Below are 15,894 nucleotides of genomic sequence, written 5' to 3'. Positions count from 1 at the left end.
CAATACCTCCTTGAACGCATCGTTCTTTTTCCTAGGTGTGATCGAATGATCGCTACTATGGCCGGGTTCTGGGAAAACCGATCACGGACGGTGGGGTATGCGGGAACCGGCGCGGGGCAGGCAGGCGCGGATCGTGGGCATCGTGGAGGCCCGCGGGCTGGCGAAGATCACCGATCTGGCCGATGAGCTGGGGGTCTCCGTCGTCACGGTGCGCCGGGACATCGAGGATCTGGCGCGCCGCGGGGAGGTGCGCCGCGGCCACGGGGTGGCGCGTTCGCTGCGGCCGCTGCCCGAGCCGGGCGGGGGCACCGGCGACGCGATCGGCATGGTCGTCCCCGAGCGCAACACCTATCTGACGGAGGCCGTGCAGGGGGCGCGGGAAGCCGCCGAACAGGCCGGTCTGCGGCTCGCGCTGCACATCGCCGCCGACGAGCCGGGCGCGGGCCGCCGCGCGGTCCGCCAGGCGCTGGACGCCGGGGTGCGCGGTCTGCTGCTCGCGCCGCGCTGGCGTACGGCGGCGGAGGCGGTGGCGGACCACGCGTGGCTGTCGGCCCTGGATGTGCCGGTGGTGCTGGTGGAGCGCCGCCCCGAGCGGGGCAGCGCCATCTACGGCCTCGACTCGGTCCGCGCCGACCATGGGCACGGGGTGCATCTGGCCCTGGACCATCTGCTCTCCCTCGGCCACCGGCGGATCGTGCTGGCGGCGCGCGACGACAGCCCCACCGCACGGGTGATCCGCGCCGAGTTCGCCGCTCAGACCGCGGCCCGCGAGATCGCCGAGGGGTGCCGTACGATCCTCAGCTCGCGCACCGCGGGGCCTGATCCGAGCGTCGCCGACGCGCGGGCCGCCGATCTGGCACACGCGCTGCGCGAGACCGGGGCGACGGCGGCGCTGATCCACAGCGACATGGACGCGCTGGTGCTCCTGCAGCGGCTCCAGGAGGCCGGTATCGAGGTGCCGCGGGACTGCGCGGTGGTGGCGTACAACGACGTGGTCGCCGACATGGGGCATATCGCGCTGACCGCGGTGGCCCCGCCGAAGGCGGAGATCGGGCGCGCCGCGCTGGATGTGCTGCGCCGTCAGTTCGACGCGGCGCGCGAGGGTCGGCGGCCCGGTGCCACCCGTCATCTGGAGCTGCTGCCGGCCCTTGTGGTCCGTGAGTCCACGGCGCCCGCGGCGGCCCGCCAGTTCTGATCGTTTGACCGCTTTAGTTTCTTCTGTTCGATGTATTGACGTCTTTTCAGTCAAGCGATCAGGATTCCCCGTGACTCCACCGTTGAATCAGGGGAGGGTCCATGCCTGGCCATAGACGCCCAGGACGCCTGGCAACCCGACGCCGGGCCACGGCCGGAACGACGGCACTGCTCACTCTGCTCGCCCTCGTACTGGCGGGCAGCGCGGGCTGTTCATCAAGTAGCGGTTCCGGCACCGTCGGTGACGGTCCCGTGCGCCTCACCTTCTGGTCGGCGCTGCGCGGCAGCCAGGAGGTCGTCGACGAGTTCAACCGCACCCACACCAAGATCAAGGTCGATTTCCAGCAGGTTCCCTCGGGGGAGCAGGGCGGCTGGGCCAAGCTCAGCAACGCCGCGCGCGCGGGCAATTCCCCCGATGTGGCCACCATCGAATACCCGCAGCTGCCCAGTTTCACCATCGACGGCGTGCCCCGGGACATCACCAAGCTGTTGCCCGACTCGGTACGCAGCAAGATCCTGCCGCAGGCGCTTGACCTCACCACCTTCGAAGGCCGCACCTACGCCGTACCGGTGGACATCGAGCCGATGGTCTTCCTGTACCGCAAGGACATCTTCACCAAGAACCACATCCCGGTGCCCAAGACCTGGGCGGAGTTCGAGAGTTCGGCCCGCAAGCTCAAGAAGGCCGAGCCGCGGTCCCGTATCGCCAGCCTCTTCACCACCGGCGGCACGCTCTACATGGCCGCGTACGCCTGGCAGGCCGGGGCCCAGTGGTACGACACCGCCGATGACACCTGGCGCATCAACATGGACGACGCCCCCACCCGCAAGGTCGCGCGGTACTGGCAGCGGCTGATGGACCAGGACCTGGTACGCGTGGAGCCCGGGTCCAGCCAGCAGTGGCGGGCCCACCTGCGCAGCGGGGAGACCGTCGGCTATCTGGCGGGCGCCTGGGCCGCGGGTTCCATGATGGCGTCCACCCCCGACGGCAAGGGCAAATGGGCCATCGCGCCGGTTCCACAGTGGGACCCGGCCAAGCCGAAGGTGGCGACCCAGGGCGGCTCGACCTTCATGGTCACCAAGGACAGTAACCATCCCAAGGAGGCCATGGAGTTCATCTCCTGGATGGTCACCAGCCCCGACGCCTTGCGCGCCAAGCTTGCCAGCGGTGTCAGCAGCGCCTTCCCGGTCGTGCCGGAGCTGGTCCCGGTCGCCCGCAAGGAGATGGACACCAGCTACTACTCAGGCCAGGACATCTTCGGCCTCTTCCAGCAGCAGGCCGAGCTGATCTCCCCGACCTGGAAGTGGGGGCCGCGGATGGTCTCGACCACCACCTCGGGCGATGACGGGCTCGCGAAGGCCGGTGTCGGCAGCGGCGACATCCTGAAGGCCCTGCGCGACGCCCAGAACAAGACGATGCCCGATCTGAAGAGCCTCGGCCTGTCGGTCACCACCGGCTGAGCCCGCCGCCCCGCCCCCCGCCGCCCCGTTGTCTCACCTCTGGGCTGCTTTTCCCACCCCTGAGCCGCACCTCACCCTGCCTGAGCCGAGGTAACCCGTGAGCACAGTCATGTCCTCGAAACGGAAGGCACCGCCATCGGCGGCCGCCGCCGACCCGCCCCGCAGAACCGGACGACGCCAGCAGCGGATCGCCGCCACCGTGCTGCTGACCCCCTTCACGGCACTGCTCATCTCCGTGTTCCTGATCCCCGTCGGCTATGCCATCTACCTCAGCCTCTTCTCCGAGGACCACGAGGGCCTCGGCTTCGGCGGTGGGCGCACTGTCTTCACCGGGCTGCGCAGCTATCTGTCGGTGCTGCAGGACCCGAGCTTCCTCTCCGGGTTCGGCACCATCGCCCTCTACTGCGTGATCTTCGTACCCCTCGTGGTCATCAGCTCGCTCGCGCTCGCCCTGCTGCTCGACTCGGGCCTCATCCGGCTGCGGCGGACCGCGCAGATGCTGGTCTATCTGCCGCACGCCGTCCCCGGCATCATCGCGGCCGTCGTCTGGCTGTACCTCTACACCCCGGGGCTCAGCCCGGTCATAAAACTCTTCGCCCAGGCCGACATCACCATCGACTTCCTCGGTCTGCACACCGTGCTGCCGTCGATCGTCAACATCGCCCTGTGGAGCGGACTCGGCTACAACATGATCATCTTCTATGCCGCGCTCCAGGCGCTGCCGCGTGAGGTGATCGAGGCGGCGACCATCGACGGCGCCGGGGGCATCCGAACCGCGCTCCAGGTCAAGGTGCCCATCGTGCGCGGCTCCGTCGTCCTGGTGTGCATGTTCTCCCTGATCGGTGCGCTCCAGCTGTTCACCGAACCCATGCTGATGAACCAGGCCACCCCGATGGTCAACTCCCGTTTCACCCCCAACATGTACATCTACGACGCGGCCTTCCGCCGCAACAACTACGGACTCGCCTCCGCGGCCTCCGTGATCCTCCTGATCGTCACCTGCGTGCTGTCGTACGCCGTGACGCGCTGGTCGGGCCGCCGGGAACGGAGAGAGGGATGACCACGACCACACCCACCACCGCAGCCACCGCCGTGAACGCCGCCGGCGGACCGCCGGCCAGACCGCTCGGCAAGCCCTTCGGCCGCTCCAAGCTGACCAGCCGCGGTATCGCCAACGCGGTGGTCCTGATCGCCGCCCTCTACACCATGCTGCCCGCGCTGTGGCTGGTGCTGGCGTCCACCAAGAACGCCGACGCCCTCTTCGGCAGCGACATCTTCTCCCTCGGCGACTTCTCCTTCGCGCGCAACCTCTCCGACCTGTTCTCCATGGACGGCGGGCTCTACGGCGAGTGGTACGTCAACAGCCTGCTGTACGCGGTCGTCGGCGCCCTGGTCGGCTCGCTCATCAGCGTCTCCGCGGGCTACGCCTTCGACAAGTACGAGTTCCGGCACAAGGAGAAGCTGTTCGGCCTCGTCCTCACCGGTGTCATGGTGCCGCCGACCGTACTGGCCCTCCCGCTCTATCTGGTGGCCTCCAACGTCGGCATGGTCAACACCTTCTGGGCGGTCTTCGTCCCGGTCCTCTTCAACCCCTTCGGCGTCTATCTCGCCCGCCTGCTCAGCAGCGGTTATGTGCCGAACGAGGTGCTGGAGGCGTCCCGGATGGACGGCGCGGGCGAGCTCACGACCTACTTCCGGGTCAGCCTGAGGATGCTCGGCCCCGGCTTCGTCACCGTCTTCCTCTTCCAGCTCACCGCCATCTGGAACAATTTCTTCCTCCCCATGGTGATGCTGTCCGACCAGCACCTGTATCCGCTCAGCCTCGGCCTCTACACCTGGAACAGCGCCGCGACCGTCTCGCCCGAGTACTACCCCCTGGTCGTCATCGGCTCGCTGCTCGCCGTCGTACCGCTGATCGCGGCCTTCGTACTGCTCCAGCGCTACTGGAAGTCCGGCCTCACCGCAGGGAGCGTCAAGTGATCCCACCGCACCCCCGTCCGCGCGCCGTCCTCGCCATGGCCTCCAGGACCGCGCAACAGGTGCTCGACGCCGAGGCGCTGGCCCGGCTGGCCCGGCTGACCGATCTCGACCCGGGGCTCGTCCTCGACGACTTCACCACGCCGGCCGCCCAGCACGCCCTCGCCACCGCCGAGCTCCTGGTCACCGGATGGGGCTGCCCGCCCGTCGACCGCCGGGCGCTTACCGCCGCCCCCCGGCTGCGCGCCATCGTGCACACCGCCGGGACCGTGCGCCACCACATCACCGACGCCTGCTGGGAGCGCGGCATCGCGGTCTCCTCGGCCGCCGCGGCCAACGCCGTACCCGTCGCCGAGTACACCCTCGCCATGATCCTCCTCGCCAACAAACGCGTCCTGGACATCGCCCGCGACTACCGTGCCGAACGCCGCCGGATCGACTGGACCGAGCGATACCCCGGCGCGGGCAACTACCGCCGGACCGTCGGCATCCTCAGCGCCTCCGCCATCGGCCGGCGCGTCATCGAACTGCTGCGCCCGCACGACCTCGACGTGCTGCTGTACGACCCGTACGTCACGGCCGAAGAGGCCCGCGAGCTGGGCGCCCGGCTCGTCCCGCCGGCGGACCTGTTCGCTGCCTGCGACGTGGTCAGCGTGCACACCCCGCTGCTGCCCCAGACCCGCGGCCTGGTCAGCCGCGAGCTGCTGGCGGCCATGCCCACCGGCGGCACGCTGATCAACACCGCCCGCGCCCCGATCGTGGACCAGACCGCGCTGACCGACGAGGTGCGGGCCGGACGGCTGTACGCGGTGCTGGACGTCACCGAACCGGAGGTGCTGCCCGCCGACTCGCCACTGCACGTCTGCGACCACGTGCTGATCACACCGCATATCGCCGGGTCGAAGGGCGGTGAGCTCAGACGCCTCGCCGACCTGGCGATCGGCGAGGTCGAGGCGTACGCCCAGGGGCGGCCGTTCGCCCATCCGGTACGCCCGGAGGTCCTGGACCGCTCGGCGTGACGCGCGAGGCGCGTGACGCGTGACCCGTGAGGCGTGACGCGCGAGGCCGGACACCTGACGCCGGACACCTGACGCCGGGCACCTGTCGTCGGACACCTGAAACGCCTGAGGCCGGACACCGGGCCATCCAGCACAGACGCGAGTAGGAGACCCATCCCCGCCATGCCCACCTCCACCCTCTCCAGCACCCCCACCGCGCCGCTCCCCTTCCCGTTCCCCGCCGACGACCGCGCGCTCAGCCCGTACACCGGGCTGACCCGCGCCCACTGGGAGGCCGCCGCCGACGGGATGCTGCGCGCCGCCCTGCGGTACGCCACCCCCGGCCACGGCCTGATCGACCTGCCAGGACCGCCGTCGAAATCCGGAGTGCGCTCCGACGGCCTCGAAGGATTCGCCCGCACCTTCCTGCTCGCCGCCCTGCGCGTCGCGGGCGCAGGCGGAGCCGACCCGCACAGCTTTCTGCCCCGCTACACCGCGGGCATCGAGCGCGGCACCCTCACCCCCGGCCGGGACGACGCCGAGTCCTGGCCGCTGATCGGCCATCACGGCATCCAGGGCCAGCCGATGGTGGAGTCCGCGTCCGTGGCGCTGGCCCTGCGCATGACCGCGCCATGGACCTGGAAGCGGCTGCCCGCCGCCGCCCGGGACCGTACCGAGGAATGGCTGCGCGGCGCGCTGCGGCACACCCCCGCGCCCAACAACTGGTACCTCTTCCCGCTGACCGTCGCTGGCTTCCTGGAGTCGGTCGGGCGCGGCGACGCCGAGACCGCCCGGGCCATCGAGCGCGGCCTCGACCTGCTGGAGGGCTGGTACCGCGGCCAGGGCTGGTACACCGACGGCGACGGGCGGGCCTTCGACCACTACAACGGCTGGGCCCTGCACATGTATCCGCTGCTGCACGCCCACCTCGCCGCCGACCACGCGCTGCTCGACCACCTCGGCCCGCGGCTGCGCGAGTTCCTGGAGGGGTTCTCGCTGCTCTTCGACGCCGACGGCGCCCCCATCCACCACGGCCGCTCCCTCACGTACCGCTTCGCCGCCGGCGCCGCCGTCGCGCTCGGCGCCCTCACCGACCACACCCCGCTGGCCCCGGGCGCCACCCGGCGCCTGCTCAGCGGGGCGCTGCGGCACTTCCTCGACCGTGGCGCGCTCACCGGGGACGGCGTGCTGAGCCTGGGCTGGTACGGGCCCCATGAGGCCACGCTGCAGCGCTACTCGGGACCGGGCTCCCCCTACTGGGCGTCCAAGGGGTTCATCGCCCTGCTGCTCCCGCCCGACCACCCGGTGTGGACCGCCACGGAGGAACCGGCCCCGTCCCAGGGCCGGGACCGGGCGCTGGCGCTGTCCGCGCCCGGCTTCCTGGTGCAGACCACCGGCCGCGACGGGCTGGTGCGGCTGCACAACCACGGCAGTTTCAAGCTACGCCCCTGGGACGCGGAGCGGCCTCCCGGCGACCCGCTGTACGCCCGCCTCGCCTACTCCACCCGCACCGGCCCGACGAGCGCCGCCAACACCCCCGACAACCACATCGGCCTCGAACTGCGCGGGCTGCGCAGCTTCCGGATCCGGATCACCCCGCTGGCCGCGGGCCCCGACTGGCTGGCCTCCTCGCATATCCCCGTCTTCCCCGACGGCGGCCCCGTGCTGCCCGCCGCGCGCATCGACAGCCTGACCCTGGTCCGCGGCCCGCTGGAGCTGCGGGTGCACCGTACGGTGAACGTCCCCGCGGGTACGGCGGTCCACCACAGCGGCTGGGCCGTCGCCGTCCCGCCGGACACCGCCGCCGAACAGGCGGACGGGGCCGGCCCGGCGGGGGAGACCTGCGTGGCGGGGGCCGAGGTCACCGGCCGGCTGCTGCCGCTGCACGGCTGGCAGAGCTCCACGGTGCGCAGGGCCCCGCAGGGCACCGCGTACGGGCCCTGGGCCCTGGTCCCCGAACTCACCGGCACCGTCGGCGAGGAGGCGTCCGGCACCGTCTTCGTCGCGCTCGCCTCGCTCACCGGCGACCCCGACGCTCCGCCCCTGGCCGGGCTCGCCACGGCCGAGGTGAGCGGAACCACCGTCACGGTCCGCTGGGCGGACGGGAGCGGCACCGTGGTGGACTTCGGCGGCGGCCCGGACGGGGACGCGCCGCGGGTGACGGAGCGGACCGCATGACCGGCGCCCCCGCGGCCGCCACCCGCCTGGGCATCTGCTCCGTCACCTTCCGCCAGCTGGACCCGGACCAGGTGATCGCCGCCGTGGCCGGGGCGGGCCTGGAGTGCGTGGAGTGGGGCGCGGACCGCCATGTGCCCGCCGGGGACGAGCGGGCCGCCCGCCGGGTGCGCGAGGCCACCGAGGAGGCGGGCCTCGCGGTCGCGTCGTACGGCTCGTACTACCGCGCCGGGGTCGGCGAACCGAAGGAGTTCGACGCGGTCCTGCGCTCGGCGGTGCTGCTCGGCGCGGCGCGGATACGGATCTGGGCGGGGACCACCGGCACCCGCGAGACCCCGCCCGAGCGGCGCCGGCAGATCGTCGAGGACACCCGGCGCGCCGCCGCGCTCGCGGCCGACGCCGGGGTGGCGCTCGCGTACGAATTCCACCGGAACACCCTCACCGACGGCGCCGACCACGCGCTCGGGCTGCTCGACGAGGTGGGCATGGACAGCATGGACAGGGTTGACAGCTACTGGCAGCCACCCGTCGATCTGCCCGACGCCGAGGCGCTGTCCGGCCTCGACGCGCTGCTCGACCGGGTGGCCGCGGTGCACGCCTTCTCCTGGTGGCCCGGCACCACCCGGCTGCCGCTGTCGGCCCGCGAGGAGATGTGGCGCGCCGCCTTCGAGCGGCTGCGCGCCCACCGGGCCGCGCAGGCAGGCGTATCAGGGCCGCTGGACGTACTGCTGGAGTTCGTGCCCGGGGACGACGAGGGGATCCTGCCGAGGGAGGCGGCGACGCTGCGGGCCCTTGTGGGTGGGTGAGCCTGCGGGGTGCCCCCGGCCGGGCACGGTGTGCCATGACCGGCTCCGACCCGACCGTTGCGTACGCTGACCTGGCCGTCTGACAAGCGGCCGGTTCGACCCAACGGTTCGACAGGAGTACGTCATGGCCAGCTCCGCCCGTGCGGGCCCCGGCGCCGAGGGAGGGAAGCCGGGGCGCCTGCGCACCTGGATGCTCGAGGGCCTGGCCGATATGGCCAGGCAGCAGCCCGGTCCGTACGCCGAGCTGCAACACCCGGGGCGGCCCTGGTGGAAGGTCATGTGTCTGACCGGTGTGGACTACTTCTCCACCCTGGGCTATCAGCCGGGCATCGCCGCCCTGGCGGCGGGCGCGCTCTCCCCGGTGGCCACGCTGGTGCTCGTACTGGTCACCGTCGCGGGCGCGCTGCCGGTGTACCGGCGGGTGGCCGAGGAGAGCCCGCACGGCCAGGGGTCGATCGCGATGCTGGAGCGGCTGCTGTCGTTCTGGCAGGGCAAGCTGTTCGTCCTGGTCCTGCTGGGGTTCGCGGCGACCGACTTCCTGATCACCATCACCCTCTCGGCGGCGGACGCCACCGCCCACCTGATCGAGAACCCCAACGTCGGCGGCGCCCTGCGCGGCCACGAGGTGGCCGTCACGCTGGTGCTGATCGCCCTGCTCGGGGCCGTGTTCCTCAAGGGCTTCACGGAGGCCATCGGCATCGCGGTGGTGCTGGTCGGCATCTATCTGACGCTGAATCTGGTCGTCGTGGTGGTGGGCCTGCAACGTGTGATCGTCGAACCGCATGTGGTCTCGGACTGGACCACGGCGCTGACCACCGAACACGGCAACCCGCTGCTGATGATCGGGATCGCGCTGCTCGTCTTCCCCAAGCTGGCGCTGGGCCTGTCCGGCTTCGAGACCGGTGTGGCCGTCATGCCGCATGTCGAAGGGGACCCCGGCGACACCGAGGAGCGCCCGGTCGGGCGAGTCCACGGGACCAAGAAGCTGCTGACCACGGCCGCGCTGATCATGAGCGTCTTCCTGATCGCCACCAGCTTCATCACCACCCTGCTGATCCCGCACCGGGAGTTCGAGCCCGGCGGGGCCGCCAACGGCCGCGCCCTCGCCTATCTGGCCCATGAACACCTGGGCAACGGCTTCGGCAGCGTCTACGACGTCTCCACCATCGTCATCCTCTGGTTCGCGGGCGCCTCGGCCATGGCCGGGCTGCTCAACCTGATGCCCCGCTATCTGCCGCGGTACGGCATGGCGCCGCACTGGGCACGCGCGGTGCGGCCCATGGTGCTGGTCTTCACCCTCATCGCGTTCCTGGTGACCTGGATCTTCGACGCCAATGTCGATGCCCAGGGCGGCGCGTACGCCACCGGGGTGCTGGTGCTCATCGCCTCCGCCTCCATCGCCGTCACCATCGCCGCGCGCAAGGCCGGACAGCGCCGTTGGACCGCGGTCTTCGCCACCATCGCGGCGGTCTTCGTGTACACCACGGCGGCGAACGTCGTGGAGCGGCCGGACGGTGTGAAGATCGGCGCCTGCTTCATCGCCGGCATCATCGGGCTGTCCCTGATGTCCCGGGTCGCCCGCGCCTTCGAACTGCGTGTCACCCAGGTGGACCTGGACCCGATGGCCGACCGGTTCGTCCGCGACATCGCCCACCGCACCATCCGCTTCATCGCGAACGAGCCGGACCGCCGCGACGTGGCCGAGTACCGCGACAAGCTCCGCCAGATCCGGTACGACAACGACCTGCCGCCCGAGGAAGACCTGATCTTCGTCGAGGTCACGGTCTCGGACCCGTCGGAGTTCGAGACGGAGTTGCATGTGTGCGGGGAGGTGCTGCACGGCCGCTACCGCGTGCTGACGCTGGTCAGCTCCTCCATTCCCAACGCGCTCGCCGGGATGCTGCTGCACGTACGGGATGTGACGGACCAGCGGCCGCATATCTACTTCGAGTGGACCGAGGGCAACCCCCTCGCCAACTTCCTGCGGTTCTTCCTCTTCGGGCAGGGGGAGGTCGCGCCCGTCACCCGCGAGGTGCTGCGCGAGGCCGAGCCGGACCGCGCCCGGCGCCCGCATGTGCACGTGGGCTGAGCGGCCACGGGTCCGCGCGTATCAGTGGCGGGGCGGCAGCCGGTGCAACTCCACATCGGTCAGCCGCCCCGCCGACACCTCGGCTGTCATATAGGTGCAGTGGGGCTGACGGCGCCGGTCGGTCGGGGAGCCGGGGTTCAGCAGCCGCAACCGCTCGTCGGCCATCGAGTCCCACGGGATGTGGCTGTGGCCGAACACCAGCACATCCAACTCGGGGAAGCGCGCGGCGCAGCGTGCTTCCCGCCCCCGCGCCACCCCGGTCTCGTGTACGACCCCGAAGCGCACGCCGCCCAGCTCCGCGTACGCCACTTCCGGTAGCCGCGCCCGCAGCGGCGGGCCGTCGTTGTTGCCGTACACCCCGATCAGCCGCCGGGAGCGGGCCTCGAGCAGATCGAGGGTGGCGGTGTCGACCCAGTCCCCGGCGTGGATCACCACGTCGGCGCGCGCCACCTGCGTCAGCAGCTCCTCGGGGAGTTGCTTGGCGCGCAGCGGGACATGGGTGTCGGACATCAGCAGCAACCGCATCCGGCGACCGTACCGCGCGGGCCCGCCGTGGAATGCCCGCGATCGGGAGCGGGAAGGAGAGTCGCATGAAATAGTGTGCCAAGCGGACCGGATCGGGTCCGGAGAGGCGGACGGTGATGGCGGGGAACGGAGCGGACAGCCGGTATCCGCGGCCGGTGGTGTCGGACGCCGAGGCGGAGTGGGTGTGGCGGCTGTTGTCGGTGCAGGCGATGGAGCAGGGCACCCGGCCGGAGACGGTGCGGCTGGCCGTGGTGGTCGGTCTTGCCCGGGCCACCGGCGCCCGGTACGGGGACCTGCTGCGCTGCACCACCGACGCGCTGGACCTGGACGCGGGCTCGGTGACCATCGAGCACGGCAAGCACCGCGTCCCGCGCCGGCACGGCCTGGATCCGGGCACGGTCATGGTGGTGCGGCGGTGGCTGCGGGTGCGTCAGGAGCTGTGCGCGGAGCTGGAGGGGACGGTGCCGAGGGCGTTGCTGCTGACGGTGCACCACACCCATGACAACGGGATCACCGTCGCCGCCGGGCTGCCCATCACCCGCCAGGGCCTGGTGCTCTCCTGGCGCCGCTTCGTCCACCGTACGAACGCGACCTACGCCGCCCGGCGCCCCCCGCTGCCCACCCGTTTCGAACAGCTGCGCCGCGTCTGGTCCACGGGCTGAGCCGCAGGCGTACGCTGCCGCGGGCGCCGGGCCGTCGCGCGCCGAGCGTCACCTGTCACTGTCGGCCGAAGAACTCCACCTCGGCGATGGCCACCCGGCGGTCGGACCGGACCCCGTACGCGCCGCCGACCGTCAGCCGCACCCGAGTGACCTCCGTCCCTGTGACGTCGAAGGTCTGCTGGCCGGGCTTGTCGTTCAGCTTCAGGGTCTTGGTGCTGCGCTTCCCCTCGGAGGAGACCAGCGTGACGGTGAGCTCCGAGGGCCGCGCCTGGGTCAGGAACTCTGCCTCCTTCGCCGAGCTCCCGGAGGTGATCAGCAGCTTCCGCAGCCGCACCGGCTGGTCGAAGTCGGCCTCCAGATACTGGCCGTCGGCGGGGCCGCCGGTGGCGGGCGCCCAGTACTTGTTGTTGTAGCCGTCGAAGGCCGCATGGGCCGTATGCCCGGGTGCCTGGCTGGAGCCGCGGAACTGATCGGCGTGCAGCGGTTTGGGATCGCTGGTCCGGTCCTGGGTGAAGGTGAACAGCTCGGAGAGCTGCCCGCGGCCGAACCAGGCCGCCGCGGCCAGCACGAGCAGCACGACCGGCAGCATCAGCCGGGGCCGCGGCCGGTTCCTGAGCCGCGGCCGGTCCCCGGCCGTCAGCGGGCGCTCGGCCCCGCGCCGGAAGATCCGCCGCCACCAGGGCAGCGGGCGGTTCGCGGCGGGCGGGGACGCGGGTGCGGACGCGGACGTGACGTCGAGCAGCGCGCCGCAGCGCACACACAGCCTGCGGTCGTACGGGGTCTCCGCCCGGCACCGTGGGCAGGGGCGGCCCGGCCGGCGCGGTGCGACATCCGGGCGGGGCGGCACCGGAGGCGTGGCGGGCGTGGCCGGAGCGGCCGGAGCGGCCGGGGACTCCGGACGGTGGTGGTCCGGGCTCGCGTCGGGCGGGCCGTCCAGCGGGTCGCCGGGGCGCCGAGGGGCAGTGGTCGGCTCCGTCGTCGCCCCCTCCCGCTCCCACTCCAAGAACGCCTGGCACGAGGCACAGAACTGCGCCCCCGCCGCATTGCGATGTCCGCACTCGGGGCAGGTCATGTCGGCCCCGCCTCCTCCGTCGCGGCCACGATCTCCACCCGGTACGGAACGTGCGCCGGAACCTCCGCCGCGACCAGCTTCTCCACCCGCGTCCGGTCGAACCGCTCCGGATCGGGCACCCGCAGCCGTACCAGCACCCACGGCCGGGCCGAACCGGGCAGCGCCGCCCCGGGCTCGGAGGACCACGACGTACCGCCGCTCTCGCTGATCTCCGGCTCGATACCGGTCTCCACCCGGACCGCCGCCGCCAGCCCCTGCCGGGTGCCCCGCTGACGGTGGCGGGTCACGGCGGTGGCCACCACCGCCCGCCGCTGATTGACCGGGCGGTCCTGGTCCACCTCCACCGCCACCCACTGCGCCAGCCAGGCCAGCAAGTCCTCGGGGGCGGTGCGCGGATGCAGATGCGCGGGCAGGTTGTCGAGCGTGAGCAGCACCGGCGCCAGCACCTCGTCCAGAGCGCTCAGGAAGCGTTCGAGGAATTCCTCGCCGTGGTAGACCGCCGGGAGCTGGTGGAGCAGGGGGTGGGCGGTGGGCAGCCCGGGAAGTAGTCCGCGCACTCAGGCCTCCCGCACCCGGAGCTGGTGCTCATAGCTGAACACCAGCGCGTGTCCATCGAGTTCGATCTTGTTGGTCGCCTCGCCCCGCTGCCCCGTCACGGGGTCCGCCGGGAACAGCCGTACGTCCTCGACCAGATCCACCCCGGGCACCTGCTGGAGCACCGCGAACACCTCACCGGAGTGCACCGGCCGTCCGAACGGCCAGCCCTGCCCGTCCGGGCCGCCGGTGAGCGGGTTGAAGTAGCCGTACAGCGCGGTCAGGGCGGCGTCGCGCAGCCGTTCGGCGGCCGTCCCGCGGCTCGGCGATACGGTGGCGACCACCGTGACGCCCTGGTAGTAGGGCGGTTCGACGGACAGCCGGGCCCCGATCGGGCGCCGCTCCTCCAGATGGTCGGCCAGCCTGGCCAAGGTGGCCTGCGGCGGGATCAGGTCCTCGAACCGGATCCGGCCCTGCTCGTCGTCGCCACCCGCGGGCACCACCAGCAGCCGCACCCCGCCCGCCTGTGCCCCGTTCCCGCTCTCGGTCCGGTTTTCACCTGCCGGTATGCAGGCCACCCGGGCGGCGTCCGGCGCGAACTCGCGGGCAAGTTGCTCGTAGTCGTGCGGCACCACGGCCCGGTGCAGGGTGCGCAGCGTCATCGGCCCGCGCACCCGGGCGTCCTCGACGGTCTCGCCGTCCACCCCGCCCAGCGCCGGACGCCGGTTCTCCACCCGCGCCACGTACGGCAGTGAGCTGCGCAGCACCCGCAGCGCGCCGCGCGACACATTGCCGCGCCGCCCGCCGCCGGTGCGGTAGGCGCGTACCCGTACCGGACACCCCTTCGGCGGCACCGCGCCGAACAGCCGCAGGGTGCCATCGGCCTCCCGGACCGCCGGGCCGAAGTCCACCTGGCCGGAGTTGGGGTCCACGGTGATATGCCGGTCGTACGGGGTGGAGTGCGCGAAACTGTCCACGCGGGTCCACTCCAGCCAGCCGGGGCCCTCCGCCACCTCGACCACGAACGGCTCCTCGCCCGCCACCACCGGCACCCTGGCGACCTGGAAACTCTGCCCCGGCACCCCCTCGGACAGCCCGAGGACTTCCTCCACGACCTTCTCGGAGTGTTCGGCTTCCACCGTGCCGCCGATGGTGAACGCGCCGGCCTGACGTACCGTCGGGGACGCCACGTAGGTGGGCTGGTCCGGTGCGGCCTGCAGCAGCCGGCAGCGCAGCCAGCCCGCGGACTGCCGTACCAGCACCGAGCCGGTGTGGGTGGCGGGCATATGCAGGATGACCTCTCCCGCCTTGTTGAACCCGCCGGTGTCGTCCTTCTCCACCTCGCACGCCACCCAGGCGTTGCCGTCCCAGGCCTCCCACAGCAGCGGCGGGCGGCGCGGGTCGACGCCCACCCCGTCCACCCGGCAGTCGAGACGCAGCACCACCGCGCAGCCGGGCACCGGATTGGACAGCCCGATGTACAGGCTGTCCCCTGGGGCGGGGGTCGGGCCGAAGCACGGTACGTCACGGCCGAGCGCCAGCTCCTCCGAGCGGTCGGCGGCGTTGCCGGAGGCCGGCCAGGTGGCGAGGTGGGTCAGCGCGCACGGCAGCACCGAAAGGTCCCGGCTGGTGGTGAAGACCACCGCCTCCTCGGTTTCGGTGCGCACCGTGGCGATCTCCGTACCGGCCCTGACGCGCACCGGCTCCGGCTGCGGGGCGGAGAGCCAGAAGGTGGCGTCGGTGTGCGCGGCGGTCGGCGGGTACAGCCGCACGCCGATCAGGTCGAGGAAGGCGAGGTAGTTCTTGTCCGGCACCCGGTTCAGCCGGTAGACGAGCTGGTCGACCATGGTGGCGAACGCCTCGATCAGGGTGACCCCGGGATCGGAGACGTTGTGGTCGGTCCACTCCGGGCAGCGCTGCTGCACCAGCCGCTTGGCCTCGTCCACGAGGCCCTGGAAGCGCCGGTCGTCCAGGTTGGGGCTGGGGAGTGTCATCCGCCGTCCTCACTGTGCGGGATCACGTAGAACGGGAACACGAGGTTGCGGGGGTCGTTGGCGCCGCGCACCGCGTAGCTGATGTCGATGTACAGCACCCCCTGGTCCGCCTCGTCGAACCGGACGGCGACCTCCGCCACTTCGATGCGTGGCTCCCACCGCTCCAGGGCCAGCCGCACCTCGTAGGCCAGCTGCCCGGCCGTACCGGCGTCGGCGGGCGCGAACACGTAGTCGCCCAGGGCGCAGCCGAACTCCGGACGCATCGGCCGCTCACCGGGGGAGGTGGCGAGGATCAGCCGGATCGACTCCTCGAGCTCGCGCTCGTCCCGGACCAGCGCGATGCTGCCGGTGGCGTCCGTACGGGGCGGGAACGCCCAGCCCGCGCCGATGAACTGCTGGCCCATGCC

Annotated in this window: 14 protein-coding genes; 9 read left to right on the top strand and 5 right to left on the bottom strand. The window is 71.9% G+C overall.

Annotated features, from left to right (window positions below; translation table 11 throughout):
- Positions 1–97 precede the first annotated feature (97 nt).
- From ACWDSL_RS25075 to ACWDSL_RS25040, 8 genes are all read left to right on the top strand, one after another.
- On the top strand, positions 98–1,195 hold the full coding sequence (locus ACWDSL_RS25075) for a LacI family DNA-binding transcriptional regulator (RefSeq protein WP_450488955.1): 1,098 nt from the start codon (positions 98–100) through the stop codon (positions 1,193–1,195).
- Positions 1,196–1,296: 101 nt separating this feature from the next.
- Positions 1,297–2,655 carry an ABC transporter substrate-binding protein gene (locus ACWDSL_RS25070; RefSeq protein WP_450488953.1) on the top strand — a complete coding sequence of 453 codons (1,359 nt, stop codon included), beginning with the start codon at positions 1,297–1,299 and terminating at the stop codon, positions 2,653–2,655.
- Positions 2,656–2,764: 109 nt separating this feature from the next.
- On the top strand, positions 2,765–3,715 hold the full coding sequence (locus ACWDSL_RS25065; RefSeq protein ID WP_450488951.1) for a carbohydrate ABC transporter permease: 951 nt from the start codon (positions 2,765–2,767) through the stop codon (positions 3,713–3,715).
- Positions 3,712–4,635, top strand: a complete 924-nt coding sequence (locus ACWDSL_RS25060) for a carbohydrate ABC transporter permease (protein WP_450488949.1) — start codon at positions 3,712–3,714, stop codon at positions 4,633–4,635. The genes ACWDSL_RS25065 and ACWDSL_RS25060 overlap by 4 nt, the downstream gene beginning before the upstream one ends.
- 35 nt (positions 4,636–4,670) lie before the next feature.
- Positions 4,671–5,651, top strand: coding sequence for a hydroxyacid dehydrogenase (locus ACWDSL_RS25055; protein ID WP_450488981.1), 981 nt, complete (start codon positions 4,671–4,673; stop codon positions 5,649–5,651).
- A 162-nt stretch (positions 5,652–5,813) separates the two neighbouring features.
- A complete protein-coding gene (locus ACWDSL_RS25050) occupies positions 5,814–7,808 on the top strand; it encodes a DUF2264 domain-containing protein (RefSeq protein WP_450488947.1) in 1,995 nt (664 codons plus the stop codon).
- Positions 7,805–8,611 (top strand): sugar phosphate isomerase/epimerase family protein, encoded by an 807-nt coding sequence (locus ACWDSL_RS25045; protein ID WP_450488945.1) that lies wholly within the window; start codon positions 7,805–7,807, stop codon positions 8,609–8,611. The genes ACWDSL_RS25050 and ACWDSL_RS25045 overlap by 4 nt, the downstream gene beginning before the upstream one ends.
- 124 nt (positions 8,612–8,735) lie before the next feature.
- On the top strand, positions 8,736–10,700 hold the full coding sequence (locus ACWDSL_RS25040) for an amino acid transporter (protein ID WP_450488943.1): 1,965 nt from the start codon (positions 8,736–8,738) through the stop codon (positions 10,698–10,700).
- Between the two features lie 21 nt (positions 10,701–10,721).
- Here the strand turns inward: ACWDSL_RS25040 and ACWDSL_RS25035 are convergent, their stop codons facing one another.
- Positions 10,722–11,225, bottom strand: a complete 504-nt coding sequence (locus ACWDSL_RS25035; protein WP_450488941.1) for a metallophosphoesterase family protein — start codon at positions 11,223–11,225, stop codon at positions 10,722–10,724.
- A 116-nt stretch (positions 11,226–11,341) separates the two neighbouring features.
- Between ACWDSL_RS25035 and ACWDSL_RS25030 the strand changes: the two genes are divergently transcribed.
- Positions 11,342–11,887 (top strand): tyrosine-type recombinase/integrase, encoded by a 546-nt coding sequence (locus ACWDSL_RS25030; RefSeq protein WP_450488939.1) that lies wholly within the window; start codon positions 11,342–11,344, stop codon positions 11,885–11,887.
- A 55-nt stretch (positions 11,888–11,942) separates the two neighbouring features.
- On the opposite strand, the gene ACWDSL_RS25025 is transcribed toward ACWDSL_RS25030, so the two are convergent.
- Genes ACWDSL_RS25025 through ACWDSL_RS25010 form a run of 4 tightly spaced genes read right to left on the bottom strand, consistent with a single transcriptional unit; the run spans position 11,943 to position 15,891 of the window.
- The gene (locus ACWDSL_RS25025; RefSeq protein ID WP_450488937.1) at positions 11,943–12,959 is read right to left on the bottom strand and encodes an NADase-type glycan-binding domain-containing protein; all 1,017 of its coding nucleotides are present in this window, start codon (positions 12,957–12,959) and stop codon (positions 11,943–11,945) included.
- Positions 12,956–13,516, bottom strand: a complete 561-nt coding sequence (locus ACWDSL_RS25020; protein WP_450488935.1) for a phage tail protein — start codon at positions 13,514–13,516, stop codon at positions 12,956–12,958. Before ACWDSL_RS25020 ends, ACWDSL_RS25025 begins: the two co-directional genes overlap by 4 nt.
- A complete protein-coding gene (locus tag ACWDSL_RS25015) occupies positions 13,517–15,487 on the bottom strand; it encodes a putative baseplate assembly protein (RefSeq protein ID WP_450488933.1) in 1,971 nt (656 codons plus the stop codon).
- Positions 15,484–15,891: a GPW/gp25 family protein gene (locus tag ACWDSL_RS25010; protein ID WP_450488931.1), complete on the bottom strand. Its 408-nt coding sequence runs from the start codon at positions 15,889–15,891 to the stop codon at positions 15,484–15,486. Before ACWDSL_RS25010 ends, ACWDSL_RS25015 begins: the two co-directional genes overlap by 4 nt.
- Positions 15,892–15,894: the final 3 nt, after the last annotated feature.

This window comes from Streptomyces sp. NPDC000941, from assembly GCF_053599555.1.
This window is presented reverse-complemented; position numbering and strand designations above follow the sequence as displayed.

Excerpts from the sequence above, each read along its gene's own strand:
- ACWDSL_RS25075 (WP_450488955.1), top strand. The coding sequence starts at position 98 with ATGCGGGAACCGGCGCGGGGCAGGCAGGCGCGGATCGTGGGCATCGTG.
- ACWDSL_RS25070 (WP_450488953.1), top strand. The coding sequence starts at position 1,297 with ATGCCTGGCCATAGACGCCCAGGACGCCTGGCAACCCGACGCCGGGCC.
- ACWDSL_RS25065 (WP_450488951.1), top strand. The coding sequence starts at position 2,765 with ATGTCCTCGAAACGGAAGGCACCGCCATCGGCGGCCGCCGCCGACCCG.
- ACWDSL_RS25060 (WP_450488949.1), top strand. The coding sequence starts at position 3,712 with ATGACCACGACCACACCCACCACCGCAGCCACCGCCGTGAACGCCGCC.
- ACWDSL_RS25055 (WP_450488981.1), top strand. The coding sequence starts at position 4,671 with ATGGCCTCCAGGACCGCGCAACAGGTGCTCGACGCCGAGGCGCTGGCC.
- ACWDSL_RS25050 (WP_450488947.1), top strand. The coding sequence starts at position 5,814 with ATGCCCACCTCCACCCTCTCCAGCACCCCCACCGCGCCGCTCCCCTTC.
- ACWDSL_RS25045 (WP_450488945.1), top strand. The coding sequence starts at position 7,805 with ATGACCGGCGCCCCCGCGGCCGCCACCCGCCTGGGCATCTGCTCCGTC.
- ACWDSL_RS25040 (WP_450488943.1), top strand. The coding sequence starts at position 8,736 with ATGGCCAGCTCCGCCCGTGCGGGCCCCGGCGCCGAGGGAGGGAAGCCG.
- ACWDSL_RS25035 (WP_450488941.1), bottom strand. The coding sequence starts at position 11,225 with ATGCGGTTGCTGCTGATGTCCGACACCCATGTCCCGCTGCGCGCCAAG.
- ACWDSL_RS25030 (WP_450488939.1), top strand. The coding sequence starts at position 11,342 with ATGGCGGGGAACGGAGCGGACAGCCGGTATCCGCGGCCGGTGGTGTCG.
- ACWDSL_RS25025 (WP_450488937.1), bottom strand. The coding sequence starts at position 12,959 with ATGACCTGCCCCGAGTGCGGACATCGCAATGCGGCGGGGGCGCAGTTC.
- ACWDSL_RS25015 (WP_450488933.1), bottom strand. The coding sequence starts at position 15,487 with ATGACACTCCCCAGCCCCAACCTGGACGACCGGCGCTTCCAGGGCCTC.
- ACWDSL_RS25010 (WP_450488931.1), bottom strand. The coding sequence starts at position 15,891 with ATGGGCCAGCAGTTCATCGGCGCGGGCTGGGCGTTCCCGCCCCGTACG.